The organism is Brevibacillus sp. TJ4, from assembly GCF_044627595.2.
Lineage (GTDB): Bacteria > Bacillota > Bacilli > Brevibacillales > Brevibacillaceae > Brevibacillus.
In genome coordinates, this window is sequence record NZ_CP185865.1 from 3,615,568 (window position 1) to 3,640,312 (window position 24,745).

30 protein-coding genes and 2 riboswitches are annotated in these 24,745 nt (G+C 54.9%); of the genes, 12 read left to right on the plus strand and 18 right to left on the minus strand.

What is annotated here, in order from left to right; translation table 11 throughout:
* Positions 1–57: 57 nt before the first annotated feature.
* The 3 genes from ACAF76_RS17715 to ACAF76_RS17725 all read left to right on the plus strand — a co-directional run bounded on the left by ACAF76_RS17715 (position 58) and on the right by ACAF76_RS17725 (position 3,576).
* Positions 58–1,089 carry a TAXI family TRAP transporter solute-binding subunit gene (locus ACAF76_RS17715; protein WP_421617003.1) on the plus strand — a complete coding sequence of 344 codons (1,032 nt, stop codon included), beginning with the start codon at positions 58–60 and terminating at the stop codon, positions 1,087–1,089.
* Between the two features lie 123 nt (positions 1,090–1,212).
* Positions 1,213–1,629 carry a DUF1850 domain-containing protein gene (locus ACAF76_RS17720; RefSeq protein WP_421617004.1) on the plus strand — a complete coding sequence of 139 codons (417 nt, stop codon included), beginning with the start codon at positions 1,213–1,215 and terminating at the stop codon, positions 1,627–1,629.
* On the plus strand, positions 1,630–3,576 hold the full coding sequence (locus tag ACAF76_RS17725; protein WP_421617005.1) for a TRAP transporter permease: 1,947 nt from the start codon (positions 1,630–1,632) through the stop codon (positions 3,574–3,576).
* A gap of 63 nt (positions 3,577–3,639) precedes the next feature.
* Here ACAF76_RS17725 and ACAF76_RS17730 read toward each other — a convergent pair whose 3' ends face one another.
* Positions 3,640–4,482: a S1 RNA-binding domain-containing protein gene (locus ACAF76_RS17730; protein ID WP_421617927.1), complete on the minus strand. Its 843-nt coding sequence runs from the start codon at positions 4,480–4,482 to the stop codon at positions 3,640–3,642.
* Between the two features lie 240 nt (positions 4,483–4,722).
* Between ACAF76_RS17730 and ACAF76_RS17735 the strand changes: the two genes are divergently transcribed.
* Complete coding sequence (locus ACAF76_RS17735) at positions 4,723–5,502, plus strand: undecaprenyl-diphosphate phosphatase (protein WP_421617006.1); 780 nt, start codon at positions 4,723–4,725, stop codon at positions 5,500–5,502.
* A gap of 19 nt (positions 5,503–5,521) precedes the next feature.
* On the opposite strand, the gene ACAF76_RS17740 is transcribed toward ACAF76_RS17735, so the two are convergent.
* The gene (locus ACAF76_RS17740) at positions 5,522–5,728 is read right to left on the minus strand and encodes a hypothetical protein (RefSeq protein WP_421617007.1); all 207 of its coding nucleotides are present in this window, start codon (positions 5,726–5,728) and stop codon (positions 5,522–5,524) included.
* A gap of 56 nt (positions 5,729–5,784) precedes the next feature.
* Positions 5,785–6,126 (minus strand): toprim domain-containing protein, encoded by a 342-nt coding sequence (locus tag ACAF76_RS17745; protein WP_421617008.1) that lies wholly within the window; start codon positions 6,124–6,126, stop codon positions 5,785–5,787.
* A gap of 153 nt (positions 6,127–6,279) precedes the next feature.
* On the opposite strand from ACAF76_RS17745, the gene ACAF76_RS17750 reads away from it, so the two are divergent.
* From ACAF76_RS17750 to ACAF76_RS17760, 3 genes are read left to right on the plus strand one after another with little or no spacing between them, the layout of a single operon-like run.
* Entirely contained in the window at positions 6,280–7,614 is a 1,335-nt protein-coding gene (locus ACAF76_RS17750) for an ammonium transporter (protein ID WP_421617009.1), read from the plus strand.
* Positions 7,589–8,677, plus strand: a complete 1,089-nt coding sequence (locus tag ACAF76_RS17755) for a DUF294 nucleotidyltransferase-like domain-containing protein (RefSeq protein ID WP_421617010.1) — start codon at positions 7,589–7,591, stop codon at positions 8,675–8,677. Before ACAF76_RS17750 ends, ACAF76_RS17755 begins: the two co-directional genes overlap by 26 nt.
* An 11-nt stretch (positions 8,678–8,688) precedes the next feature.
* Positions 8,689–9,423 (plus strand): exonuclease domain-containing protein, encoded by a 735-nt coding sequence (locus tag ACAF76_RS17760; protein WP_421617011.1) that lies wholly within the window; start codon positions 8,689–8,691, stop codon positions 9,421–9,423.
* Between the two features lie 78 nt (positions 9,424–9,501).
* Here the strand turns inward: ACAF76_RS17760 and ACAF76_RS17765 are convergent, their stop codons facing one another.
* The 10 genes from ACAF76_RS17765 to ACAF76_RS17810 form a co-directional block, all read right to left on the minus strand.
* On the minus strand, positions 9,502–10,224 hold the full coding sequence (locus ACAF76_RS17765) for an MOSC domain-containing protein (RefSeq protein ID WP_421617012.1): 723 nt from the start codon (positions 10,222–10,224) through the stop codon (positions 9,502–9,504).
* A gap of 18 nt (positions 10,225–10,242) precedes the next feature.
* Complete coding sequence (locus tag ACAF76_RS17770) at positions 10,243–11,043, minus strand: NAD kinase (protein WP_421617013.1); 801 nt, start codon at positions 11,041–11,043, stop codon at positions 10,243–10,245.
* A 140-nt stretch (positions 11,044–11,183) separates the two neighbouring features.
* A complete protein-coding gene (locus ACAF76_RS17775) occupies positions 11,184–11,585 on the minus strand; it encodes a YugN family protein (RefSeq protein WP_421617014.1) in 402 nt (133 codons plus the stop codon).
* A gap of 140 nt (positions 11,586–11,725) precedes the next feature.
* Positions 11,726–12,625: a hypothetical protein gene (locus tag ACAF76_RS17780; protein ID WP_421617015.1), complete on the minus strand. Its 900-nt coding sequence runs from the start codon at positions 12,623–12,625 to the stop codon at positions 11,726–11,728.
* A 102-nt stretch (positions 12,626–12,727) separates the two neighbouring features.
* Complete coding sequence (thiO, locus tag ACAF76_RS17785) at positions 12,728–13,828, minus strand: glycine oxidase ThiO (RefSeq protein WP_421617016.1); 1,101 nt, start codon at positions 13,826–13,828, stop codon at positions 12,728–12,730.
* A gap of 107 nt (positions 13,829–13,935) precedes the next feature.
* Positions 13,936–14,051: riboswitch (TPP riboswitch) on the minus strand.
* A 73-nt stretch (positions 14,052–14,124) separates the two neighbouring features.
* Positions 14,125–14,367 carry an excisionase family DNA-binding protein gene (locus ACAF76_RS17790; protein WP_421617017.1) on the minus strand — a complete coding sequence of 81 codons (243 nt, stop codon included), beginning with the start codon at positions 14,365–14,367 and terminating at the stop codon, positions 14,125–14,127.
* On the minus strand, positions 14,327–15,706 hold the full coding sequence (locus ACAF76_RS17795) for a glucose-6-phosphate isomerase (RefSeq protein ID WP_421617018.1): 1,380 nt from the start codon (positions 15,704–15,706) through the stop codon (positions 14,327–14,329). The genes ACAF76_RS17790 and ACAF76_RS17795 overlap by 41 nt, the downstream gene beginning before the upstream one ends.
* Before the next feature lie 57 nt (positions 15,707–15,763).
* Positions 15,764–15,946 (minus strand): hypothetical protein, encoded by a 183-nt coding sequence (locus tag ACAF76_RS17800; RefSeq protein WP_421617019.1) that lies wholly within the window; start codon positions 15,944–15,946, stop codon positions 15,764–15,766.
* A gap of 49 nt (positions 15,947–15,995) precedes the next feature.
* Positions 15,996–16,160: a hypothetical protein gene (locus ACAF76_RS17805; RefSeq protein WP_421617020.1), complete on the minus strand. Its 165-nt coding sequence runs from the start codon at positions 16,158–16,160 to the stop codon at positions 15,996–15,998.
* Positions 16,157–16,432 carry a DUF3886 domain-containing protein gene (locus ACAF76_RS17810; RefSeq protein ID WP_421617021.1) on the minus strand — a complete coding sequence of 92 codons (276 nt, stop codon included), beginning with the start codon at positions 16,430–16,432 and terminating at the stop codon, positions 16,157–16,159. Before ACAF76_RS17810 ends, ACAF76_RS17805 begins: the two co-directional genes overlap by 4 nt.
* Positions 16,433–16,523: 91 nt before the next feature.
* Between ACAF76_RS17810 and sspK the strand changes: the two genes are divergently transcribed.
* Entirely contained in the window at positions 16,524–16,655 is a 132-nt protein-coding gene (sspK, locus tag ACAF76_RS17815; protein WP_421617022.1) for a small acid-soluble spore protein K, read from the plus strand.
* Positions 16,656–16,683: 28 nt separating this feature from the next.
* Here the strand turns inward: sspK and ACAF76_RS17820 are convergent, their stop codons facing one another.
* Entirely contained in the window at positions 16,684–17,517 is an 834-nt protein-coding gene (locus tag ACAF76_RS17820) for a glycosyltransferase family 2 protein (protein WP_421617023.1), read from the minus strand.
* 169 nt (positions 17,518–17,686) lie between these two features.
* Here ACAF76_RS17820 and ACAF76_RS17825 point away from each other — a divergent pair, with 169 nt between their 5' ends.
* The 4 genes from ACAF76_RS17825 (at position 17,687) to ACAF76_RS17840 (ending at position 21,199) form a co-directional block, all read left to right on the plus strand.
* Entirely contained in the window at positions 17,687–18,043 is a 357-nt protein-coding gene (locus tag ACAF76_RS17825; RefSeq protein ID WP_421617024.1) for a DUF3905 domain-containing protein, read from the plus strand.
* 118 nt (positions 18,044–18,161) lie between these two features.
* The gene (locus tag ACAF76_RS17830; protein WP_421617025.1) at positions 18,162–18,461 is read left to right on the plus strand and encodes an iron-sulfur cluster biosynthesis family protein; all 300 of its coding nucleotides are present in this window, start codon (positions 18,162–18,164) and stop codon (positions 18,459–18,461) included.
* Positions 18,462–18,494: 33 nt separating this feature from the next.
* The gene (locus ACAF76_RS17835) at positions 18,495–19,610 is read left to right on the plus strand and encodes a site-2 protease family protein (protein WP_421617026.1); all 1,116 of its coding nucleotides are present in this window, start codon (positions 18,495–18,497) and stop codon (positions 19,608–19,610) included.
* Positions 19,611–19,855: 245 nt separating this feature from the next.
* A complete protein-coding gene (locus ACAF76_RS17840) occupies positions 19,856–21,199 on the plus strand; it encodes a hemolysin family protein (protein WP_421617027.1) in 1,344 nt (447 codons plus the stop codon).
* A 58-nt stretch (positions 21,200–21,257) separates the two neighbouring features.
* Here the strand turns inward: ACAF76_RS17840 and ACAF76_RS17845 are convergent, their stop codons facing one another.
* From ACAF76_RS17845 to ACAF76_RS17860, 4 genes are all read right to left on the minus strand, one after another.
* Positions 21,258–22,256 (minus strand): cation diffusion facilitator family transporter, encoded by a 999-nt coding sequence (locus tag ACAF76_RS17845; RefSeq protein ID WP_421617028.1) that lies wholly within the window; start codon positions 22,254–22,256, stop codon positions 21,258–21,260.
* Between the two features lie 50 nt (positions 22,257–22,306).
* Positions 22,307–22,621, minus strand: coding sequence for a DMT family transporter (locus ACAF76_RS17850; RefSeq protein WP_421617029.1), 315 nt, complete (start codon positions 22,619–22,621; stop codon positions 22,307–22,309).
* On the minus strand, positions 22,618–22,971 hold the full coding sequence (locus tag ACAF76_RS17855; protein WP_421617030.1) for a DMT family transporter: 354 nt from the start codon (positions 22,969–22,971) through the stop codon (positions 22,618–22,620). The genes ACAF76_RS17850 and ACAF76_RS17855 overlap by 4 nt, the downstream gene beginning before the upstream one ends.
* A 114-nt stretch (positions 22,972–23,085) precedes the next feature.
* Positions 23,086–23,184, minus strand: a riboswitch (guanidine-I (ykkC/yxkD leader).
* Positions 23,185–23,272: 88 nt separating this feature from the next.
* Complete coding sequence (locus tag ACAF76_RS17860; protein WP_421617031.1) at positions 23,273–24,598, minus strand: short-chain fatty acid transporter; 1,326 nt, start codon at positions 24,596–24,598, stop codon at positions 23,273–23,275.
* Between the last annotated feature and the right edge of the window lie 147 nt (positions 24,599–24,745).

Here is a 24,745-nt window from a genome sequence, read left to right on the forward strand (position 1 = left end):
ATATACATACAATTACGTAGTAACAAAGAAACAGATGATAAGATAGGGGGAATTCAATTGAAAAAGCGTGGTTTGTTACTCTCCTTGACCCTGCTTCTTACCGCAGCCCTGGTAACAGCATGTGGCGGCGGCACAAGCAACAACGCTAACGGTGGCAACACCAACACGGAAGCCAACGGGGGCTCCAGCGAAACTCCAGCTCCAGCCAACAACGATCCGAGCCAACTGATCGTCGCAACTGGCGGTACAGGCGGAACTTACTATCCTTTGGGTGGCGGTATGGCTGATCAAATCACCAAAAATGCAGGCGTAACCGCAACTGCCCAATCTACTGGCGCTTCTGCGGAAAACGTCCGCCTTCTTCGCGACCAGCAAGCAGATATCGCTTTCATCCAGAATGACATCGCAGAATACGCGATCAACGGTACAGCCATGTTCGAGCAAGATGGAAAAATCGACGCGTTCCAGGCATTGGGCGCTCTGTACGATGAAACCATCCAAATCGTCGTTTCCGCTGACAGCAACATCGCAAGTGTAGCGGACCTGCAAGGCAAGCGCGTCTCTGTAGGTTCTCCAGGCAGCGGTACGGAAAAGAACGCAGAACAAATTCTCGAAGCATACGGCTTGACTTTCGACGATATCCAACTGCAACGCCTCTCCTTCGCTGATTCGGCAAAAGCAATCCAGGATGGACAACTGGACGCTGCTTTCCAAACAGCGGGTACGCCAACTGCTGCGATTACCGAGCTGGCAGTTACCAAAGGCGTAAAAATCATTCCGATTGATGCGGACAAAATCGACGCGATCATCGCAAAATATCCGTTCTATGTAAAAACCACCATTCCAGCCAACACATATCAAACTGTGCCGGAAGAGGTTGAAACCGTATCGGTCAAATCCATGCTCGTGATTCGTTCCGATCTGAGCGAAGATTTGGTCTACAAGGTAACCAAAGCCATCTTCGAAAACATCGACCAACTGGGACATGCAAAAGCAAAAGAAATCAAACTGGAAAACGCCCTGCAAGGTGTGAGCATTCCTGTTCATCCAGGTGCAAAGAAGTACTTTGACGAACACGGCGTACAATAAGGTTTGATGCTTGTGAGGCCAGAACATAGTGGCAAGAAAAGGCGGAGTCAGCTCCGCCTTTTCTCCATACTACTCCTCCTGCTCGCAGGTACGATTTGCATCAGCATTCCTGCAATCCCCTCCTTGGTCATTCGCGATACTCATTCACTGCAACTGGTGTGGAGCAGCCGCATCAGTGAAGACAGCACATTCGGCCTTCGCTGGACTCATTCCATCCATCGCTCTTTGGTTGAAGAGAAATACCGCATACACGACGGACAGATCATCTTGACGGAAATGTCCTTTCACGATTACGGTATCGGCATGGAAAACGAATTAGCGCCGGGTGAGAAGCTGGACATCCAAGACGGCCAGTTTCACATTCGGAACATGAACCGCCATTTTCCCGCCCTCCATCTGTTTATCGGACAGGTACGGGCTGGCCATACATTGCTTTTTTCAGGAACGGAAATTCCGCTCGGCTCCCTGCACGCGCCGGGGGCGGCGATTACGATTCAGGTGGAAAAGCGATCGATTCTAAATGAGATTGGAGGATACTAGATGAGTACAACCAACAACATGACACAGCAAGAAATGGAAGAAATGATCGCCAAGTACGACAAAGAGTCCGCGGTAAAACAGTACGATGGACCGATGAAGTGGATCGTCTTTGGACTGCTGGTGCTTTTTTCCGTCTATCAGCTCGCCTACACCCTGTTTCTTACCCTCCCGCCGCAAATACACCGCCCTATTCACCTGGCATTCGGACTGGGCTTGATCTATCTGCTCTACGCGGGAAAACGCGGCGGCAATAAAGGAAAAATCGGATTGCTAAATCTTGTGCTCAGTTTGTTAAGCGTTTTTGTGACGCTCTACTGGGTTTTTGACTACGAAGGGCTAGTCACGCGTACAGGCAACTATACCACCATGGACTTAGTTGTCGGGGGCATCGCCATTTTGCTCGTCCTGGAAGCAGCACGTCGGGTTGTCGGTCTGCCTATCGCCATCATCGCCTCTATCTTTTTGCTGTATACGTATTTCGGACCGTACATGCCAGGCTTCCTCGAGCATCGCGGAAGCGGCGTGACACGGATCATCGGTCACAGCTACTTCACCCTGGAAGGCATTCTCGGCACGCCATTGGCCGTGTCCTCCACCTTTATCTTTTTGTTCGTCCTGTTCGGCGCATTTTTGGAAAAGACAGGTGTGGGCGAATACTTCAACGATCTCGCCTTGGTCGTCGCAGGACGGCGGATTGGCGGTCCAGCCAAGGTAGCGGTCTTCTCCAGCGCCTTGCAGGGAACGATCAGCGGAAGCTCAGTCGCCAACGTCGTCACATCCGGAGCCTTTACGATTCCCTTGATGAAGCGTTTGGGGTATCGTTCGGAATTTGCCGGTGCCGTCGAGGCTTCCTCCTCTACCGGGGGACAAATCATGCCGCCGATCATGGGGGCAGCCGCCTTCCTGATGGCAGAATTTATCGGTGTTCCGTACATGGAAATCATCAAGGCTGCTGCCTTGCCTGCGATCCTGTATTTTACCGGTATCTGGATTATTACGCACTTTGAAGCAAAACGCCTTGGTCTTCGCGGATTGACCAAGGATGAAATTCCGAACAAAAAAGAAGTGTTGAGAAAATCGTATTTGTTGCTGCCGATCTTGATCATTATCGGTGCGTTGATGACGAATATGTCAGCGGAGAGGGCTGCGATTATCGGGATTGTCTCCACTGTCGTCGTCGGTGCTTTTCGCAAGGAGACGCGGATGTCTATCGCGGACATCCTGGCAGCACTTGCCGCAGGTGCCCGCGTATCGCTGGGAATTATCGCCGCTACCGCCTGTGCGGGTATTATCGTCGGTACGGTAACACTGACCGGCATCGGGCTGAAGCTGGCCAACGGTCTGATCGATCTGGCAGGAGGAAACCTCTTCCTGACATTGCTCTTTACGATGATCGCTTCGCTGATTCTCGGGATGGGTACACCGACCACGGCAAACTACATCATTACGTCGACTGTGGCTGCTCCTTCCCTCGTTCAACTGGGCGTTCCGGAAATTGCTGCTCACATGTTTACATTCTACTTCGGGATCGTGGCAGACATTACGCCTCCCGTCGCTCTGGCTGCTTTCGCCGCCGCAGGGATCGCCAAGTCGAAGCCGATGCGAACCGGTGTCGAATCGACCAGGCTCGCCATCGCAGCCTTCATGGCCCCCTTCATCTTTGTCGTCTCACCGGCTCTGCTCTTGATTGATACTACATTCCTCGAATCTATGTGGGTGATGCTCACCTCCATTCTGGGCATGATCGGTGTAGGTGCTGGATTGATCGGATACTGGATGACCAAGATGAATGTAGCGGAGCGTCTTCTCGCCGTAGCTGGCGGCGTCCTGGCTGTCATCCCTGGCTGGCAGACTGATGCAATCGGAATTACCGTATTGGCAGCCGGCTTCTGCTTCTCTCTGTATAAAAACCGTAAAGTGAAACAATCGGAACAAATCCAAGCGTAGCACTATCCAGCAAAAAACCTCCCTTGCGCCAAGCCGGTTCAGCCTGGCCGCAGGGGAGGTTTTTCAATCGGTTTTGACGATTTTTGTCCAACCGTCCTTCTGTTCAATTCTCCGCTCTTTCATCAATTTGCCCAACGCCCGCTTAAAGCTGGATTTGCTCATCTGGAACTTGTCGCGAATCACTTCCGCAGGCGTGTCGTCCGTATAGGGCATAGCTCCGTCGCGGTGGAGCAGGTAACGCAACAGCTTGTCGGCGTCTTCCCCGTACTGGACTTCCTTTCTCTCCCGCATCGACCCGTTCATTCTTCCGTCTTCGCGGACGAAGCTGACGCGGCAGCGGATCGTCTGTCCGAGATGGAGTCGCTCCGTCATTTCCTCGCGATGGACAAACAAAATTTGCTCATCCTCTGTCAGCAAAAACGCGCCGGCCTGAATGACCTTGTAGACTGTGCCCTCCACCTGCCTGTTTTTCATGCTCGCATCGGCTGGCTGGGCGATTTTGACGACCTCTTCCTCTGTGACTGGCTTGGCCAGCAGCCTTCCCAGCTTGTCGCGCTTCAGTGTCACCAGCAGCCGATCTCCGGGGCGCGGCCACTCGTCCTGCAGCTTGGGCAGGTCGTCGACGAACACGAGCAAGTCCTTCTTCGTCCCGTTGTCCAAAAACACGCCCAATCGCGCGGACATGTCGACGACTTCCAGCCAGCCGTACTCGCCAAGCGCCACATGCGGCATCGCCATCGTCGCTGCCAAGCGATTCTCGTGGTCATGGTACAGGAACACCTGCACCCGATCTCCCTGGCGCAAATCATCTGTCGCTTCGCTTTGATGGAGAAAGACCTCTTCGCTACCGTCGGTCAGAAAGTATCCGATTTCTTTTTTCCGCGCCACCTGCATCTCCACGATCATCCCGGCCTGGAGCTTGCCTGCGGCAGCGTTCGTTCCCTTTTGTTTGTTTGCTCTCAACATCGCTTCCTCACTCTCGTCCGATTGATGCACCCTTAAATATACCTGTAGGCACAGGGAAAATTCCACAACTTTTTCGCGCAAAGCCTGCGAGCGTTGTGTCATCAAAAGAGGCAAGTCCGGAAAAATCGGACATACATATGACAGTAGCGGACTCATATGCCGATAGGAGTGATCCTCACTATGACACTTTTGCTTGAACACATTTTCCTCGGAATCGTCCAGGGCCTGACCGAATTTTTGCCCATTTCCAGCACGGGCCATCTCGTGCTGTTTCGCCAGCTGTTTGGCTTGCAGGAAATCGGGTTGTTGTTTGACACGATGCTGCACTTCGGAACCTTGATCGCCATCGCCATCGTCTTCTGGCCGCACATCAAGGAGCTGGCCACAAATCCGTTCGGCAAAATGGCTCGCCTGCTCATCGTCGGTACGATTCCCACAGCAGTCATCGGCCTTGCCTTTGAAGATTATTTTGAAGAGATCTCCCGCACCGGAGCAACCATCGGCTGGGAGTTCCTCGCCACCGGGGTCATACTCTGGACGGTCGAATCGATGCCCAAAGGCAAGCGTACCCTCGATCAGATCAGCTACACCGACGCTTTGTTCATCGGAACCTTGCAGGGAGCTGCTATCCTGCCCGCTATTTCCCGCTCCGGCTTGACGATTGCCGGCTCTTTGCTGCGCGGGATCGAACGGGCAGACGCCGCCCGCTTTTCCTTTCTGCTGTCCCTGCCCGCCATTCTCGGCGCCTCCGCGCTGCAAACCGTCAAACTGGTCAAGCAGCCCGTCGAGACGGCTGCCTTGGCACCGATGCTGGTCGGCACCATTTGTGCCGCGATCGCCGGCTACTTTGCCATACGCTGGATGATGAAAGTCATCAGCACCGGTTCGATGAAGGGCTTTGCCATCTACGTCTGGATACTGGGCGCAATCATCCTCGCCTTGCAGTACGGCTTTTTGTAATATTCGCTGACACGGTTCGCTACCTGCTGCCTTCCCTGTCCCTGTACTTGCTTGCCACCAGCTTGCAGACCAGCAGGACGACGCCGTAAAAAGCAGTAGCCAGCAGGGATGTGGCCAGCCAGGTAGCCGTCCCGATCGCCAGGTACCACAACAGATGGGCTACGAAAATGCCCAGCAGCCACCACCATATATTCATCCGGTTAAAAAAGGACGCAAAACCATTCATGCTCATCGCACCTCCAGCAATCCATATACTCTTGTTATTGCCGAGGATTTTGGCTTTTATCCTTTTTCTACGGCAAACCCGGCCCGCTCCAAAATGTCCGCCAGCACATCCAGCGGCGTACGGGCAACTTCCCCGTACGCTTTTTGCGTATATAGATGAAGCGCGTCGGGAAAATCTTCAGCCATTTGCCGCCGCAGCTTTTTTCCACTTTCGTCCTCGTCCATAAACAGAAACAGCTCGCTGGCCTCCTCCGTCAGCTCTGCCAGACGCTCCGCTTTTTCCACGCTGTAGGAGCCGTATGTACAATAGATCGGGACGGGCTCGGCCAGCACACGCTGCAACCTCTCCCGGTCTGTCTTTCCTTCTACAATAATGATGCGATCCGCCTGTGGAACCATCGCTTTTTCCTCCTTTGAAACCAAGCTGCAAATTCCCACAATTTGTTTTTCATATTTTTTCAAAAAATATTTGCAATCCCACAATTCATGTCATATAATCTGACATAAATAAAATTGTGTTAGAATATCTGACACAAAAAAGGAGTGGATTGCATGGAACTTACCTTGGAACAACTCGCCTCTTACATTGATGCCACATGGGTGATGATCTCCGCTATTCTGGTAATTATGATGCAAATGGGTTTTGCGCTGCTGGAAGCCGGATCGACGAGGATGAAAAATGCAGGCCACATCGCAGGTAAGCAAATTCTCACCTTCGGCCTTTGCACACTCGCATTCTGGGCCCTCGGATTTGGCTTGACATTCGGGGATGGCAACGCGTTCCTCGGACTCACCGGATTCTTCTTTGACGGATCAGCTGCACAGGTGGAAGCATCGTTCTCCGCTTTTGCAGGAGGCTCTGTACCCGTCACGATTCTGTTCCTGTTTCAGCTGGCGTTTTGTGCCGTCTCTCTGGCCATTGCCTTCGGCGGTTTTGCCGAACGCGCCAAATTATCCGTATATTTTATCTTTAGCGTACTGTTTACTGTACTTATTTATCCCGTTGTTGGCCACTGGGTATGGGGTGGCGGCTGGTTGGGAGAACTGGGCAAGCAGGACTTCGCCGGTTCCACGGTCGTCCATCTGCAAGGCGCAGTCGTCGCGCTCGTCGCTACGATCATGCTGAAGCCGCGGATCGGCAAATACAACCGCGACGGCAGCTCCAACCTGATCCCGGGACACAACCAGGTGTATTCCGTACTTGGCGTACTGTTCCTCTGGATCGGCTGGTTTGGTTTCAACGCAGGTTCTACTTTGGGAACTGCTGACGGATTTTTCGGCTATGTGGCGATGACCACGAATCTCGCTACCGCAGCAGGCGCAGTTGCTGCCCTGGCTATTTCCTGGATCGTCATGGGCAAAGCGGACATCCCGAGCATGCTCAATGGCGTACTCGCCGCACTGGTGGCAATTACCGCATCTTGCGCCTTCGTCGATCCGTGGGCAGCAGTCGTCATCGGTGCTGTTTCCGGTATTCTTACATTCTATACAGCAATCTGGTTTGACCGCAAAGGCATCGACGATCCGATCTTCGCCTTCTCCGTACACGGTGTGGCAGGGATTTGGGGGACATTGGCAAACGGATTGTTTGCTACCCCTGAGCTGGCCGAACAAGTCGGCGTAGGCGGCCCTGGCCTGTTCTACGGCGGCGGTTTTGCACAGCTTGGCGTTCAGGCGCTCGGCATTGTCGCTACGATGGTGTACGTCGGTATCGTCTCCTTTATTATCCTGTATGTACTGAAAGCTGTCATGGGTCTTCGAGTAACAGAGGAGGAAGAGGTGGTCGGCCTTGACATCAGCGAACACGGAGTCTACGGATACCCTGAAATCATGCAGTCCAACAGCAATCAAAAGAGCACAGGTGTCTCCTCTCACACTCTCTCCTGAGCAATTGCACCAAATCAAGCATGCCTCCAGTTTCCAGGAACTCGCTGCCCTGCGGCGACAGCTCCTGGACCTGGGGCACATCCAATCGCTCAAACGATCCGGAGAGCTGGCACCACTAGTGATCGTCGTCAATTTGATTCAAGACAACCTGATTCGGCAGGGTGTACACCTTTCCGTAAAAGAATTGGAGAAAAAAGGATTGGGAGGACCTCCCTCTCCTTTTGCTTTTCTCCAGTTTGGCAGCGGCGGGCGTTGTGAGCAGGCGTTTGTCAGCGACCAGGACAACGGATTGATCTACGAGCTGCCTCCCCACCTGAGCGAAGAAGAACAACAGCAGGTACACGATTACTACAACGTGCTGGCAGCGATGATCGTCCAGGGCCTGGAGGAAATCGGCTATCCCCCCTGCCACGGCAACGTCACCTGCGTGTCCAGGCGCTGGCGAGGCACTGTCGATCAGTGGGTGATGAAGCTGGAGGGCTGGGTCGCCAATCCGACCTGGGAACATGCCCGATACTTGCTGTTGGCTAGCGATGTTCGCGTGCTATACGGGGAGAATAGTTTGCTCATCCCGGTACAGGAGCGGTTTCGCCAGCTTCTGGCCAACAATCCTCTGCTCCTCGACCGGCTCGTCAGCAATACGCTGCACTACCGCGTCCCGCTCGGCCTGTTCGGCAGAGTCATCCCCGAGGTGCAGGGACGGTTCCGCGGGGCGATCAACCTGAAGTACGGCGTGTACCTGCCGATCGTCAATTGTGTCCGGCATTTTGCGCTGGCGCATGGAATCTTTGTCAGCTCTACGCTGGAGCGAATTAGCCTGCTTCGCGAACGCGGTATCTGGAGCACGAGCCTGTGCGACGAAGTAGACAACCTGTTTCGCCAATTGCTCGGGCTTCGCCTGGTTACGCCTCTGCACTGGGAGGACAGCCACTACGCCAGCTACAGCTACATCAAGCTGAAGGAATTGTCACCAGACACGACAACGATGGCACGAAGCGCGATGAAGCTGGCCATACGCCTGCAGCGCATGACAGCAAAGCTGCCGTCTGTCTTTAAGGGTTAGGGGGATTACTCATGGCAAAATGGGAGCTTTTCGGCCGCTTGTGGAACCTCAACAGGGAATCGGCAAGCAGAGCGAGCGAATGGGGAGCAGGCCCCATGGAAGCAGACAAACAGCATCTCGCGTACCTCCGCTCTTTGCACAAAGAAAGGCGCGAGGCAGACGCCGGCATCGACCTGCCGCTTCACGATCTCGAAGTGGTCGTCGTCGACCTGGAAACGACCGGGTTTTACCCCAATCACGGAGACGCGATCATCTCTATCGGGGCCGTGGCGATGCGTGGTGAAAAGCTGCTGCTGGGCGATTCCTTTTATACGCTCGTGAATCCGAACCGAACGATTCCCCCGCATATTACAAAGCTGACCGGGATCTCCAACGAGATGGCGGCAGACGCACCGGACCTCGTCACGTCCCTCTCTCGCTTTTTCCAGTATGTCGGGAATCGACCGCTCGTCGCCCACCATTCCCGGCATGAGCGCGAGTTTTTCCGCTCTGCTTTTTGGAAAATGGGGCGCCGGCCGTTCACCCATCGGACGCTGGATACGATGCTGTTGATCCGCTTGTTGAGCAGCCCGATCGGAAATGGTTCATTGGACGCCTTGTGCGCCATGCACGACATTCCGATCTCCCGTCGTCACCACGCCTATTGCGATGCTGTAGCAGCCGGAACATTGTGGGGGAAGTACCTGGTCAAGGCACAGGAGGCCGGGTATACCAACCTGCGGGAAGTATACGAACAACTGCGGTAGAGCAGGGAACAGGAAAAAGGCTGTAGTGCAGTCACACGGACTGCATTACAGCCTTTTTTTGCGGAGAATACGATTCTCCTAGTCTTCGGACACGTACACACTGTCTCCATGCGACACGGTTCCGGTAGCGACCACGGATGCGTAGACGCCGAACTGATTGCCGTTGCGCTGGTAGCACGCCTTCAGCACAGCCGGGTTTTGCTTTAGCGTGTCAGGGTCGACATTGACGTACATGCAGCGGTCACACGTCCTGTTGACCTGCAGCACTACGTCGCCGATCGTGAGCTGCTTGCCGATCCAGCGCTCCTCTGCAAAAGGCTCGTCTTCCTCCAGCACAATCAGCAGATTGCCGCGAAAACGGCGCGGATCGAGCGGATCGACTCCTGCAATGCGAGAGATTTCGCGTAAAGAGGCGTCCGTCACCACCAAGATGTGGTCTTCCCAGTTCTTCCCGCCTTCTTGCGGCGTGCTTTTCAGCGGAGTGACCGGCCTGCCAGCCGTCTCGCCGACATGTGCGAACAGCGACTCTCCCCAGTTGTGCAGGCTGCCGTCCGGCGCTTGTACGCGAACTGCCGGGTACTGGTCTTGTCCGTCTCCCTGCTCCAGCGTCGCATGATAGCCCAGCAGCGCAGGCACGACGTCGGCACTCAGGTACTTTCCATTGCGCGAATCGTCCAGAAAATAGTGGCTGCGATCGCCGTACAGTCCGAATTGGTCGACCTGGCACTCTGGCAGTTGCTCTCCGCGCATCGCCTTCACCGGGTGACGAAAAATGCCCTGGATGCTCCCCACTTTTTTCACGATATCCCCTCCCCCTTGCTATCCGGTAATAAACGAGTTGCGCACACGGCTCCAAAACGTCAGTTTCTTGTAGCGGGCGAACCGGATTTTTTCGCTGCCTACCCGGCATGTAATCGAGCAGACATCGTTCCAGACCCCTTGTTCGCGGTCGAGTCCGACCATGATTTGCGGGTTCATCACGATCAGCTCCACCTCGTGGTGCTTGGGCAGTACAAGCGAGCTGTTGATCGTCCGGTATGCCTGGTTGTTGATCGAGGCGATCTCAGAAAGCTGGATTGCTTCGATGGACGGATGCACGATCGCGCCATTGACCGCCTTGTTGTACGCGGTACTCCCCGAAGGCGAAGAGACGATCAGACCGTCTCCGCGAAACGTCTCCAGTTCAGTCCCGTTTATGTATACGCACGCCACCAGGGTAGACAGTGAATTGTTGCGCAACACGAGCTCGTTTAGCGCCCACTTGTCGTGCGTCTCCCCGTTTCGCGTCGTGATTTTGCAGGCCACGGTCGGATATTCAGCGATGTACGGCTGCTGTTCTTCCAACAAGATATGGACAAAACGGTCGAGCTCCTCCGGACGCCAGTCCGCGTAAAAACCGAGGTGACCGGTGTGAATCCCGACATACGCTGGCTTGAACCCGTATTGATGGACGGCTTCCAACAGAGTCCCATCACCACCGATGGAAATGACCATGTCAGGCTCGTCATTGGGCCCTTCCACGAAGCTGCACGTATTACTGGCTGCTCCCACCTTTTCCTTCAGAGCCTGTTCCACTTCCCGTGTATAGTCGTCGTTTCGCAATACAGTCGCGATCTTCATGCTGATCTACCCTCACTTTACTCTGTCCAAGCCATATATACGAGCGAAGCACGCGTTTTGGTACAATCGCCTACCCCCATCATACGTGAAAATGGGGAATCTCTCCATAGAAAAAGCGAGCCAAGCATCGGCTCGCCCGCTTACGCAAAACGCCTGTCCAGTTCCTGTACGACCTGTCTGGCTTGCTGAATCCACCTTTCTTCAATTTCAGCATCTTTGTCCACCGGCTCTTGGAACTGGTTCATCGCTGCCGAGATGACAGGCTCGATGTAGCCGATATGGTTCTCGATGCCGGTCCGGTATACGTGCTTGATCACAAAAGGCACGCCCATCTCCAGCCAGGCGTCCAGGCTGTCCAGCTCCCCCTGCAATACTTTGACCGGGATGCGCAGGTAGACCATGCCCTGGTCATCCAATTGCCGGTCGAAGTAACCGGCCTCGTAATCCCAGTTGGACAGGACAAAATCGGGGGCAAGCGCCTCCTGAAAGAACCCGAATGTCCCGCGCGTCCCCGGTAAGTTGCTGTCGTGTATTTCTTTCAAGACGATCCCTGCCTTTCCACATCCTATTGCTAGTGTGCGACAAAGCAGTCCGTTATACTCTTTCGTTTTTGCACAACAAAAAAAGCCTCGCTGCCCGCTTGAACTGTCGGGGTGAGGCTTTTCCTTTGCCGTGCGTCTAATCAGCACAGCGTGATCGTCAAAAGTGTGAACAAAGCGAGCGGAATGACTTTGCGTCTGCGTCTGCGGCGCTTTTTCTTCGGTACGACAAAAGGCTGCACAGGCGGCGGTGGTGGCGGGAATGGCGGAGGCGGCAATGGAGCACCGTGGTACATGTACGGAGAGACAGGCGGATAAGGCGCGTATGGTGCAAAATCCTGATAGGGACTTACCCGACTCGGCGGTTCGTTTCCGGCAAACGGACTGACCATGCCGGGCGGCTCATTTCCGCCAAATGGGCTCACCTGGGCAGGCGATTCCTTGCCGCCAAACGGACTGACCTGGCTCGGCTGCTCTTTTCCGGCAAACGGGCTGACCTGAGCAGGCGATTCCTTGCCGCCAAACGGACTGACCTGACCTTTCGAGTTCTTGCCACCGTACGGATAGGTGGGGCTCGTTTGGTAGCCGTACGGATTCATCTGGTAAAAGCCGTATGGATTCTCCGAACCAAAGCTGTAGCCGGGATAGGAAGGAAAGCCGCCTCCGTGTCCTGGGAAGTACCCGCCACCGAACGGCGGATAGCCGGGATACGACTCATAACCCGGATAGGAAGGAAAGCCGGAAAACGGACTGCCGTAGGGTGAATAGCCGGGACCTGCGCCCCAACCGCCAAAAGGAACGCGCGCGGATACCTCCTGCGTCGTATAGGTCTCCTCTTCTCCGACTTCCTCTTCGATTTCCAGGTACACATTTTGGTCGTCGTAATCGACGATGACTCCTTCAAACACCTGACCGTCAATAGCTTCAATCCGCACTTTCTGGTCGGCGTGTTCCCTGCAAATATTATGGACGGTCTGGCGCATATCCTTTATCAAGCTGACCGTCTGGACATCAGCCCGGTACAGATTTTTATCAGATTCCATGGACACTTCCTCCCCTTCTGGTGTTTCTGTATTACCATATACAGGTGCCTATGGGGAGGTGTCTAGTTTTGAAAGGATGCGCGCCCATTTTGTCGCCAAGGGCTACTCCATAAAGCGGTCTAACGCAAACGGCTGAAGCGCTTCGTCCGTCCCTTTTTCCAGCAGATCAGCCATTCTGACAGCCGTCACCGGGGAGAGCAGGATGCCATTGCGAAAATGGCCGCCCGCGATGAACAGACCCTCCCAGCCGGGGACTTTGCCGAGCAGCGGCTTTCCGTCCGGCGTAGCTGGTCGCAAGCCTGCCCACGCTTCCAGGAATGCGGCACTCTCCAGCGCGGGCACGTACGGCATGACTCCTTGCATGACGCGGGACAGCCCCGACAAGGTCACAACCTGCTGAAAGCCGCAGTCGTCCTCTGTCGCCCCGATGACGATTTTGCCGTCCTTTTTCGGCGTAATGTAGCCGCCGCTGCCAAAAATCACTTTGCGCAGCGCGATGCCCGCCGAGGACACTGCCGCGATCTGCCCGCGCACCGGGCGCACCGGGACAGCTACGTCCAGCAACTCCAGCATGATACCCGCCCAAGCGCCGGAGCAGACGACTGTCTGGTCAGCGAGCAGCGTTCCTGCCGACGTGTGCGCGCCGATGACCCGTCCCGCGCTTACCGCCAGCTTGCTGACGACACAGCCGTCGAGCAGTTGTACCCCTTGCAGGCGACATGCAGTGACCAGGGCTTGCAGCAACAGACGGTTGTTGATATGCCCTTCCTCGGGGGAATAGATTGCCGCAGATACGCTTTCCGTCAACAGCGGTTCAAGCTCGAGCGCTTCCTGGCCGTCCAGCCAGAAGACCGGGTAGCCTGCTTCCTGTTGCCGCCGAAATTTTGCAGCCAGCGCCTCCTCTTCACCTGCCATCGCTACGGTCAGGATGCCGTCTCGCGTGAGCTGCACATCCCGTCCTGTGGACTCTTCCAATGCTTGTACCCACTCCGGGTAAAGACGCAGCGACTCCATCCCGAGCGACAGCATCGGACCAGGCTCGGAAAACTCCTTCAACGGCGCAAGCATCCCTGCCGCCGCAGACGAAGCCTGTCCACCCCACTGCCCCTGCTCCACCAGCGTGACCGCCATCCCCCTCCGCGACAATTCATACGCCAGGCTCAGACCGATAATTCCTCCGCCGATCACCAGACAGTTTCCCATCTCTTCCCTCTCCTTTTTGTTCGACAAGTTGCCGGAAATCATGCAAAAAGCCCGCCTCTCCGACAGGAAAAGGCGGGCTTCATACGCATCGCTTTGACCAACATACGCATTTTTGCTCGCAACCCTATCCCTTCGCCGGCATGATCCGGATCAGGTGCAATGGGTCGACGGCCGTCGCTTCCGTCCTCTCAGCCCCGCTTGTGGGACTCCCCAAGTTGCTTTCACACGATACTGATTGTTTTGACAAACCTAGTATATGACTTGTGCCAAAGGTCTGGCAAGCGCTTTTCCCCGGCCTAGTCCTCGTCCTTGACGTCGTAGCTCTCCGGGATCGGTTCATTTCGCGTGATTTCTTCCCATTCCCGCAGCTTTTGCAGTTCGTCCAGATGAAGCCGGAACTGCTCCTTGTTGATCAGGTATTCATTGCCGTCATGGACCGCGCGGATGCGCCCTTCCCTGATTTTTTCCAGGATGAACGATTCCGGCAAGGCCAGGTACTCAGCCGTCTCGCCAACAGTCAGATACGTCTTGTTTTCCACGAAGCCTCACTTCCAGTTCTGCTTTTTGTTGCTCAAAGCCCGGTTTGCCAAGCAGGGCCAGCATATTTGATTTATACGCCTCCACGCCGGGCTGGTCAAATGGGTTTACGCCCAATACGTAGCCGCTTATCGCGCATGCCTTCTGAAAGAAGTAGAACAGGCTGCCGAGGTGATAGGCGTTGATTTCGGGAAGCTCCACCACGAGGTTGGGGACGCCCCCGTCGACATGCGCCAGGAGTGTGCCTTCGCACGCTTTTTTATTGATAAAGTCCATTCCTTTGCCTGACAAAAAGTGCAAGTCATCCGAGTCTCCCGAATCTTCCCTCACCCACACGTCAAGCGCCGGCTTTTGTACGGCCATCACTGTCTCAAACATCATCCGCGGGCCCTCCTGGATGTACTGGCCCATTGAATGCAGGTCGGTCGTAAATTCGGCTGTCGCCGGAAAAATGCCCTTGCCGCCCTTGCCTTCCGATTCGCCAAACAACTGCTTCCACCATTCGGCAAAGGAACGGAATTGCGGTTCGTAGCTGACCAGCAGCTCGACCGATTTTCCTTGCCGATACAAGAGATTTCGGATCGCGGCATACTGGTAGCAGGCGTTGTCCTGCAGCCTCGGGTTCAGGTACGCAGCCCGCGCATCTGCCGCCCCTTGCATCATCGCCGTGATGTCGGCGCCGCTTACGGCGATCGGCAGAAGCCCGACCGCTGTCAGCACCGAGTACCGACCGCCGATCGTGTCCGGGATGACAAAACTTTCATAGCCTTGCTCCTGCGCCAGTTTGCGCAATGTACCTCTGGAGCGGTCGGTAGTGGCGTAGATGCGTTTTCGTGCAGCATCCGGACCGAGCTTTGCCTCCAGCCAGTCGCGCAGCAGGCGAAACGCTACTGCCGGCTCTGCAGTCGTGCCCGATTTGGAGATGACGTTGATCGAAACGCTTTTTTCGTCCAGTATATCCATCAGATGGGACAAGTAGACCGGGCTTAGGTTATTGCCGACGAAGTAGATTTCCGGAGTCTGCCGCCTGGATTTGGGCAGCAGGTTGTAGAAGCTGTGATTGACGAGATCGAGCGCCGCTTTCGCCCCGAGACAAGAGCCCCCGATGCCAATGACGAGCAGCACGTCGGAATTGGCCTGGATGCGTGCTGCCGCCTGCTGGATTCGCGTAAATTCACCGGGATCGTAGCGGATCGGCCAGTCCAGCCAGCCGAGATAGTCGCTGCCCGGTCCCGTCCGCGCGTGAAGCAGCTCATGCGCATGTCCGACTGCCAGAGCGATCCGGTCCCACTCTCCATCATTGAAAAAAGCAACCGCATTGGAACTGTCAAAACGAACCATAGGCAATTGACCCCTTTTCTGAAGGAAATCAATTCCATTATTCACCGCTAGAGTCCGTCATCCAGGGAACGTATCCGTCACCATCTTCAATAAAAAAAAGAGCGCGATTCCGCCACCTGCTACTCCCCACCAAAACGGTTTGCTGTCCGCTCTTCCCGACTTGTAGATCCCTATCAGCCTCCAGGTGCCAATGGAAACACAAAGGAGACTGATCAGGAGCAAAAGGCTCCCCATGATCATCATCTCCCTCCTTCCTTTCTACAGCTATATGGGGAAGGGAGAGAAAAAATCACTCCTTGGGAGCCTTTTTGCCCAAGCGGTTTACTACCTGTCGCCCGCGCTCCCGGACCTGCTCTTCGCGCACTTGCAGCTGCCGCTTTTTCATCATTCCGTTTTTCGACGTGTCAGGCCTAAGCCCGGGCTTGTCCGGCGTATCTCCATGACCTTGCCTCAACTGTATTTGCCTCCCCCTTTTTTCTCGTAATCGTCGAGGAGCTCCGCAAAGCTCTTGTTGCGCTCCCGCTCTTCCTGCTCGCGCCGCTTCTGCTCCGCTGCTTCCCGGGCCTTCCTCTCGCCTTCCTCCTTCATCTCCCGCTCGAGTTGCTTCAATTTTCCCAACGTGTCCGTATTCAGGATTTCCTTCAGGCTGTTGGCATTTTTTGCGGCTTCGTTCGCCATGCCGCCGGATTGGGTTTGCTGTGGCTGCCGCTTCTTTTGTTTGGCCATTCCAGCATCAGTCCTTTCTGTAGTAAATACTGCCTCGTTCAATTGCTTCGGAACCGGTCATACTAATGCTATAGCAAAGGAGGGGAATACAATGGTGCGCAACAAGGAAAAAGACTTTGGAAAAACAGCAGAGATTCGCGGACCGAAAGCCAAACAAACCGCTGTTCGCTCCGACGGCTCCATCAATAGTGAACCACAAGAAAGACTAAAAGAAAACCGCTAACATCCGCTATGCCGCCAGGTCCGACATTTCAGACCCGGCGGTGCTGTTTTCCCGGGCTGCCATACGGTGTATCGTGCAACACACGCTCTTGCCACAACACGGTGAGCTTGTCGGCAAATTGAAAGCGAAACCCATTCTTCCACAGTCGTTTGCCGATCTCCTGCTCCATTTTTTGCCTTGGCAACGGCTTGAATCCGCCTGCAAGCGTAAGCGCCCGGCGCGAGAAGGAGACGTGGTGCAAACGCAAAAACGTCCAGGGCATGCGATGCCTCCCCAGCTTCAATCCGTACCGCTGCCTTGCCGCCAAACGCTGTCTGGCCTGCTTGCTGGGCAGTCCGATGTGGAACGGAAGTCCGCTTGCGATCTGGTTTTCCTCCAGTAGCGGAATGATTTTCGCAGGCGAATAGGGGCGCTTGATCTGCGGATACTGCTCCAGCCAGGCGCTACATTCGGCATGCTGGCGGGGCGTGAAGCGCGGGTCGTAGACCGAGTAAATCCGCCTGGTGTCCAGACCGAGCAGTACGAGCCTGTTGTCCTGCTGGTGGGCCTGCTGATGGACTCCGACAAAATTGCGCGGAACCATCATGTTGCTGGACAAAAAGATGACGATCTCTCCGCTGCACTGGGCCAGTCCTTCCTCCAACAGCCGGTGCAGCGTCACCCTTTTGTTCATGCGCACATAACGGCATGGATAGTTGGAAGCAAATTGCGCGACCTGAAATGGCGTCTCGTCCGCAGAGGCATTATCCACGACGATCACTTCGAACTGGTCAAACGGCACCAGCTGCAGGTTGAGACTGAACAAGGTGTACAGGAGCTGATCGGCTGAATCTCGCGCAGGAATGACGATGCTGGAAATCATCAGATCCCCTCCCATTCGTGAGACTTCACGTTTACAGTAGCGTATGCGACAGCCTCGATTTTGGGCTGGGCGCACCGGGACAGCAGCGTGGATGCGAGCTGGCAGCGCATAAGCCTCACCCCCGCTACACATGCTAAAGCTGACATCTTCCAGTAGAGGAGGGTACCGTATGGACGATACGGAGCGCAGCGACAAACGCAAGGAAGTAAAAGATGTGTCCCTGGACGGCACACTGCCCCATCAGATCAGCGCACCGGACTATAAGGATTCGAATCGTTCGATCCAAAAACCGTTTGTCAACGAATTCGGCGTAGTGATCGGGGACAGCTTCTACGACTCCCCCGATTCGCCGTTGAACCAGTGGAGCACGGACACAGATCCTTCGATCATGGCTGGTGACCAGTGGGTCCATCCCACGAACGACATCGGCTGGAATACAGAGGAAAACCGCGAACTTTTGGAAGGCGAGGAATTTGGCCACGCCCGCTTTATGCACCCGACGATTGATGTAAGCAAGGAAGATTGACCAAAGCGACCACCCGCCGGCACGAGCCTTGTTGCCGGACGGGTGGTTTTTTTTGAACAAATGGTGCTGCCCGACTTTGTGGTAGAATGGGAGAGAATCACTGGAGAGGAGTCTGTCCATGAGCATCACACTCGAAATCGAACCTGCCTTTTCCCTCGCCTACCAGCGCTATGCCGGTTTTTCCCCGGGCGATACCTTGCGCCTGTACGTGCGCACCAGCGGCCCTGGGACGGGAGGACTGTTTTACGCAATTGAAAAAGACGAACAGATGGAAGACGATGCCCTCTTTGAAGTCGAAGGGCTGCGGTTTGTGATTCGTCCCGGCGACTTTTGGTACTTTCACGGCGGCAAGCTGCACTACAATCCCCAGTACGGAGAGTACGGCTTCTCGTTCACCAACCCGCTGTTGGAGGGATAAGCACGAAGCGTCTGCACGAGTAGGAGGAAACAAATGAAGAAAAAGGGTTCCGTTCTCTTAGCCGTTGGCGCATTTTTGCTGGCTAACCTGAAATGGCTCTTGAGCATATTGAAATTTTCCAAATTCGGCAGCACCTTGCTGTCGATGATGGTCAGCTTGTGGGCGTACGCCATGTTTTACGGCTGGAAGTTTGCGGCAGCGCTCGTCTACCTGATTTTCGTCCACGAAATGGGACATCTGGTCGCCGCCAAGCGAAAAGGCATCGCCACCTCCCCGGCGATCTTCCTGCCCTTCGTCGGGGCGATGATCTCGATGAAGGATTTGCCTCGCGATGCCAAGACAGAGGCGTACCTCGCGTACGGCGGTCCATTGGCCGGGCTGATTTCCTTTTTGCCTGCCCTGCCTCTGTACTGGTGGACAGGCGACCCGTTCTGGCTTCTGGTGGTCCATCTCGGGGCCTTGTTGAACTTGTTCAACCTGCTGCCGATCTCCCCGTTGGACGGAGGACGGATCGTGTCCGTACTCTCGACGAAAATCTGGTTCTTCGGTCTTCTCGGCTTGGGGCTGATGCTGTTCTTCTCCCCCGGTCCGCTGATGGTCATTATCTTCATCATCGGTTTGATTACGTGGTGGAGCCGTTTGCGCGAAAGCTACCAGCACCAGGTGCTCCGCTACGAACAGGAAAAGCTCGTCGCCTTTCGCGAGGAGATCGCCCAATGGCCGCATCTGGAAAACTATGCCGAGAGACGAGTCCAGCTTCACGAAGACGTAACGCGATTCGAGAACATGCCGGAGCAAAAAGGGTTTTTGTTCCCGTTCCTGCAGGATGAAAAGCGTCTTTTGCGGGATCAGAAACGTCTGGACAAGATGTACGCACGCCAACTGAAGGATACCTGGCGCAAATGGGAGCGCGAGCCGGTGCTTTTTGTCGACAGCGACCCCAATCAGCCGGTTCCTTCTGAGGCGTTGACCGAGGCTGACAAGCAGGCTCGCGAGCGCTTGGAAGAAGTAGAAGAGCAGATGCATCGCCTGAGCACGTACTATGAAGCGTCTGCCTCGACCAAGTGGAAGGTGCTGTTTGCCTACCTCGGCCTGGCGGCGGTCCTCTCCGGCTTTTTCGTCTACAGCCAGCAGATCATGTCGCCTTGATGCGAAAAAAGCCGTCCATAGCCTCGGTTATGGACGGCTTTGACCATCTTAGACCTTCTCAGGCCGCAAAAACGTGCGCCATGATTAACTGACGCACTCTCTTCTCCAGTCAGGGGGGAATAACGCCCTCAATTGGCGATAAATCGATTTTGAGCATTTCTGACAAAAAGAGTATGATAGATACGTGTATCTTCCCACATGCAGCAATGGGATATTTTGTAATCCAGAAAGGATGAACGTTTACTTTGGACACCGTTCCGATAGTGCTCAACCTACTGCTAGTTTTTTTCCTTGTTTTTCTGAATGGTTTTTTCGTCGCCGCCGAATTCGCAATCGTCAAAGTACGCCAGACGCGCCTCACGCAACTGGTCAATGACGGCAACAAGCGAGCAAAGTACGCCCAGAAGGTAACGCAGAAGCTCGACGCTTATCTCTCCGCGTGTCAGGTTGGTATCACCCTCGCGTCCCTCGGACTGGGGTGGGTCGGGGAACCGGCGATTGCCCACATGATTGTGGAGCCGTTGCTGGGCCAAACAGGTATCCCGGGTTACATGATCTCGGCAATTTCCTTTGGTATTGCCTTTGCGATCATTACATTCCTGCACATCGTCCTGGGTGAACTGGCTCCGAAATCACTGGCGATTCAGAAAGCGGAAGCAACTTCGCTGTGGGTTGCAGCACCATTGATGTTCTTCTATAAACTGCTTTTCCCGGCGATCTGGTTCCTCAACGGGACTGCCAACGCGCTGATGAGACGACTCGGCTTGGAAGTCATCTCTGAGCACGAAGCGGCCCATACCGAAGAGGAGATTCGCCTGCTGGTCAACCAGAGTCACCAGAGCGGACACATCGACCAGACTGAACTCGCGCTGATGGAGCAAGTATTCGACTTCTCGGAGACGCTTGCCCGCGAGACGATGATCCCGCGCATCGACATGGTTTGCCTGTACACGACCAATACTTTTGCAGAAAACATGGAAATCATCCGCGCCAATCGCCACTCCCGTTTTCCTGTGGCGGACGAGGACAAGGACAACATCATCGGGTTTGTCCACGCATCCGACTTCTATCTGTCTGCCCTGGAAAAAGGGCATGTGGAGCTGGAAAGCCTGATTCGCCCGATCACGACTGTACCGGAATCGATGGAAATCAGTACCGTGCTGCGACTGCTGCAGAAAAAACGCTCGCAAATGGCGATCGTCATCGACGAGTACGGTGGTACAGCAGGACTGGTCACGATGGAAGACATCCTCGAAGAGATCGTCGGCGACATTCAGGATGAATTTGACGAGGATGAGCAGCCTGATATTGAAGTGGTGGAGAATGGACTCTCCGTATCCGGGATGATGATGCTCACCGACCTAAACGACCACCTGCCGTTCGAACTGGAATCGGAAGACGTGGACACGATAGGCGGCTGGCTCTACAGCCAACTGGAAGAAGAGATTGCCGTAGACGCATCGATCTTGCACGAGAACCACTTGTTCATCGTGAAGCAGATGGATAATCACCGCATTACCAGGGTGCTGATCCAGAAAGTTTTGCATGACGACACAAATATGACGGAAGAACTGCTTACCGTCTCCTAATACAAGCAAGCCCCCGGTTGCCACTCGGCAGCAGGGGGCTTTTGTGCGTATGCGTACCTTATCTGCTCTTTTCCTTGCCCCCTGGGGCGGTGTCAAGCGACTCGGGATTCCAACTGATGACGTTGTCGTCCTCGATGATCCCCAGGGTGACGTCGCTGATGTCGGGATCAGAGAGCAGTGTGTCGCGGACTCTGAACTTGATGTCATCCGCTTCTGCGAGCAGCAGTCCTTTGCGCAGTTCGAGATAGCCCTCGATGTGATACGTCCTGCCTTCCTGAACGATGCGCAGCCGATTGATGTCGGTCACATCGGGATCGTCCAATATCATCTTGGATATGCGCATCTCGATTTCTTTGGGCGCTGCTACGCCGATCAGCCCGACCATGTTGTCGTAGCCGACGCGAAAAGCTACGCCGATCATCAGAAAGCCGATCAAAATCGTGGCGATGCCATCCAGAAGCAAAAACGTGGTCATCTCGCTGACTACGACGGCGATCAGCGCCAAGAGAGCACCCAAGGTCGCGACAATGTCCTCGTAGAATACGAGCCGCGTCGGCGGGGCAGCCCGTCCGACGTTGCGGAGGGCGGCTTGCGGGATCGCCCAGCCTTTTGCCTCGACCCGCGCTTCATGGACGATCTCTTTCATCGCTTTGATCAGGATGGAGCCGTCCACAGCGACCGCTACGAGCAAAATCGAGGCATTCAGCCAAAAATGCGTAGCGATGACAGGTTCGTGCAGAAGATGAAATCCTTCCTTGATCGTCTCATACGCCATGATCGTCACGACGATGACGGCAACCATGCAAAAGAGATTGATCACCCGGCCAAACCCGGTAGGAAAACGGCGGGTCGGCTTCTTCTCCCCTAGCACGCTGCCCAAAAAGACGAATCCCTGGTTGATCGCATCGGCGACAGAGTGCATCGCCGAAGCAAACATCGGCCCGCTGCCGCTATAGGCCGCAGCGAACCCTTTGACGATGGCAAGTCCGGTGTTGCCCAGAGCTGCGGTGGCGGAAGACGTATTTCCTTTTTTCAAAGCAGCCCACAATGATCCCACTGCTATCATCCTCCTTGCAATCCATGCATCTGCTGCGACGTCATCCCACTTTATTCAATCAGCTTCAAGCCAATGACAGAAATGACGATCAGCGCGATGCAGAACAGTCTTTTCGCATCCTTCGAATCGCCGTAGTAGAGCATGCCGACCAAGGCGCTGCCCACCGTCCCGACGCCGGTCCAGACCGCGTAGGCAGTCCCCATCGCGATCTCCTGCATCGCGTAGGAAAGCAGGGCAAAACTCAGTCCAAAGCCGCCGATCAGCAGCAGGAAGGATGTGACCGAGCGATTCCTGTTCACCTGGTTGATGCCGATGACGCCCATGACTTCACACAGGCCTGCGAGCACAAGAGAAATCCAGCTCATGCGGCATCCCCCTCTCGATCCGCTCTATCCGGTTGTTCGGCGCTCACCAGCTTCAAGCCGACGATGCCGCACAAGAGCAAGACGATCAACGCTACTTTGCTCCAGCGAAACGGCTCGCCGAAAAAAAGCATTTCACTGGTCACGGTACCGGCTGTCCCCAATCCGACAAACACCGCGTACACAGTACTCGCCGGAAGTTTTTTCGATGCGTGCATCAACACGCCAAAGCTGATGACGATCGCCACGATCGTAAACGCCCATGTCAACACGTCGTCGGCATGCTTCAGCCCCGCTACCCAGCCCACTTCAAAGACGGCGGCGACAACAACCAACATCCACGTTCTGTTCATCGTACTGCTTCCCCTTCCTTCTTCGTATCGTTCCCCAAAACAACATGACAAACCACCAAAGGTCAACACACAAGCCGAACAAAAAAAAGCCCAGGAAGAATACCATGATCGATATCCTCCCGGGCTTTTATCCCTCCGTGACACGGCATCGCCGCGGGTTTTCTCTCGGTCCAGACCGGAGCAAGCCTCCGCGGAACCCTAGAAAACACAAGTGTATCCGATTGTCTGTTGCCTTGAAAATTCCTCTTTATCCTACCAAACCATCTGTCGTTTGGCAATTCCTGCGATGCAGATGAGCGGATCAGAAAATGAGGAAGCCCAGGCTGATAATCGCTCCGGTGACAATCAGCATCATCAGGCAGTAGCCCATGATGTCCCGCGCGCCCAGCCCAGCCAATGCGAGCACCGGCAAAGCCCAGAACGGCTGGATCAGATTGGTCCAGGCATCTCCCCAGGCGATTGCCATCGCTACCTTGGCGTGGGAGACGCCCAGTTCAGTGGCGACCGGCATCATAATCGGGCCTTGCACCGCCCATTGCCCCCCTCCGGACGGAACGAAGATGTTGAGCAGCCCTGCGCTCCAGAACGAAAACAGCGGGAAGGTCGTCGGCGTGGAGATGCTGATAAACCACTGGGAAATGCTTGCAGCCAGTCCAGACGCAGTCATCATGCCAATAATCCCGGCGTAAAACGGAAATTGCACTACGATGCCTGTCGTAGTCTTTACTGCATCGCCCATCGCGTTCAAAAATTTGCGCGGTGTGCCGTGCAGCAAAATGCCCAGGAACAAAAAGCCGAAGATGACGATGTCGAGGTTGAGCAAAAAGCCTTTTTCCATAAAGTACATGACGAGAAAGACGAGACCCATAATCCCGATCAACAGCGAAATGACCCTGCTGTTTTCCAGTTTTGCAGCCGGGCTGTCGCTCTCCAGCGCTTCACTGGCTGCAGCCGTTTCTTCTTCGGCGACGCTTCTTCCTTTGAAATAGACACGGTCTTTTTCCGCCGGCATCATCAACAGACAGATGATCGGCAGCACGAGCATGATCGTAATGACAATCGTCAGGTTCATCGCGGAAAACATCGTCTCTGTCGTCGGGATCACGCCGATGACATCAACCAGGCTGTGACCCTCCGTCGCGACGGTCAACGGTACCGAGCCAGCCAAGCCGCCGTGCCAGACCACAAAGCCGCCGTAGGCACTGGCGACGAGCAGGCGATAGTCGACCTTGTCCACCTGGTTGGCCAGCTCGCGAGCCAACAGCGCACTGATCACCAGACCAAATCCCCAGTTAATCCAGTTGGCGACACAGGAAACGATCGTGACCAACACAATTGCCATTCCTGGCGTTTTCGCCAAAGAAGCCAGGGAACGCAGTCCTTTTTTGCAAATATCGGTGCTGGCCAGTGTATGTCCACAGACGAGGACGAGCACCATCTGCATGGTGAAGCTGAGCAGGCTCCAGAATCCCCCGCCCCAGTAGCTGACCATTTCCATCGGCGTTTTGCCGTTGACGACGATCCCTGCGATAAAAACGAGAAAAGTCAGGAAGATTGCAAACACAAACGCGTCAGGCAAATACCGCTGGATCAGCTTGACGGAAAAGTTGGTAATGCTTTGAAACATGAGGCATACCCCTTTCTGCAACATTGAAAATGAGTTCTGCCTCGTTCATATTGCAAGAGGGATGCCAAACGCAAAAACGAGCTAGCAAACGCGAAACATGTATCCGCTTTCATTTGTGCTAGAGACAGGACTGACTACTTTTTGCAC

Bases quoted from the DNA above. Each gene is read 5' to 3' on its own strand.
- ACAF76_RS17725 (WP_421617005.1), top strand. From the start codon at position 1,630: ATGAGTACAACCAACAACATGACACAGCAAGAAATGGAAGAAATGATC.
- ACAF76_RS17730 (WP_421617927.1), bottom strand. From the start codon at position 4,482: ATGATCGTGGAGATGCAGGTGGCGCGGAAAAAAGAAATCGGATACTTT.
- ACAF76_RS17735 (WP_421617006.1), top strand. From the start codon at position 4,723: ATGACACTTTTGCTTGAACACATTTTCCTCGGAATCGTCCAGGGCCTG.
- ACAF76_RS17740 (WP_421617007.1), bottom strand. From the start codon at position 5,728: ATGAATGGTTTTGCGTCCTTTTTTAACCGGATGAATATATGGTGGTGG.
- ACAF76_RS17745 (WP_421617008.1), bottom strand. From the start codon at position 6,126: ATGGTTCCACAGGCGGATCGCATCATTATTGTAGAAGGAAAGACAGAC.
- ACAF76_RS17750 (WP_421617009.1), top strand. From the start codon at position 6,280: ATGGAACTTACCTTGGAACAACTCGCCTCTTACATTGATGCCACATGG.
- ACAF76_RS17760 (WP_421617011.1), top strand. From the start codon at position 8,689: ATGGCAAAATGGGAGCTTTTCGGCCGCTTGTGGAACCTCAACAGGGAA.
- ACAF76_RS17770 (WP_421617013.1), bottom strand. From the start codon at position 11,043: ATGAAGATCGCGACTGTATTGCGAAACGACGACTATACACGGGAAGTG.
- ACAF76_RS17780 (WP_421617015.1), bottom strand. From the start codon at position 12,625: ATGGAATCTGATAAAAATCTGTACCGGGCTGATGTCCAGACGGTCAGC.
- thiO (WP_421617016.1), bottom strand. From the start codon at position 13,828: ATGGGAAACTGTCTGGTGATCGGCGGAGGAATTATCGGTCTGAGCCTG.
- ACAF76_RS17795 (WP_421617018.1), bottom strand. From the start codon at position 15,706: ATGGTTCGTTTTGACAGTTCCAATGCGGTTGCTTTTTTCAATGATGGA.
- ACAF76_RS17800 (WP_421617019.1), bottom strand. From the start codon at position 15,946: ATGATCATGGGGAGCCTTTTGCTCCTGATCAGTCTCCTTTGTGTTTCC.
- ACAF76_RS17810 (WP_421617021.1), bottom strand. From the start codon at position 16,432: ATGGCCAAACAAAAGAAGCGGCAGCCACAGCAAACCCAATCCGGCGGC.
- sspK (WP_421617022.1), top strand. From the start codon at position 16,524: ATGGTGCGCAACAAGGAAAAAGACTTTGGAAAAACAGCAGAGATTCGC.
- ACAF76_RS17820 (WP_421617023.1), bottom strand. From the start codon at position 17,517: ATGATTTCCAGCATCGTCATTCCTGCGCGAGATTCAGCCGATCAGCTC.
- ACAF76_RS17825 (WP_421617024.1), top strand. From the start codon at position 17,687: ATGGACGATACGGAGCGCAGCGACAAACGCAAGGAAGTAAAAGATGTG.
- ACAF76_RS17830 (WP_421617025.1), top strand. From the start codon at position 18,162: ATGAGCATCACACTCGAAATCGAACCTGCCTTTTCCCTCGCCTACCAG.
- ACAF76_RS17835 (WP_421617026.1), top strand. From the start codon at position 18,495: ATGAAGAAAAAGGGTTCCGTTCTCTTAGCCGTTGGCGCATTTTTGCTG.
- ACAF76_RS17850 (WP_421617029.1), bottom strand. From the start codon at position 22,621: ATGAGCTGGATTTCTCTTGTGCTCGCAGGCCTGTGTGAAGTCATGGGC.
- ACAF76_RS17855 (WP_421617030.1), bottom strand. From the start codon at position 22,971: ATGAACAGAACGTGGATGTTGGTTGTTGTCGCCGCCGTCTTTGAAGTG.
- ACAF76_RS17860 (WP_421617031.1), bottom strand. From the start codon at position 24,598: ATGTTTCAAAGCATTACCAACTTTTCCGTCAAGCTGATCCAGCGGTAT.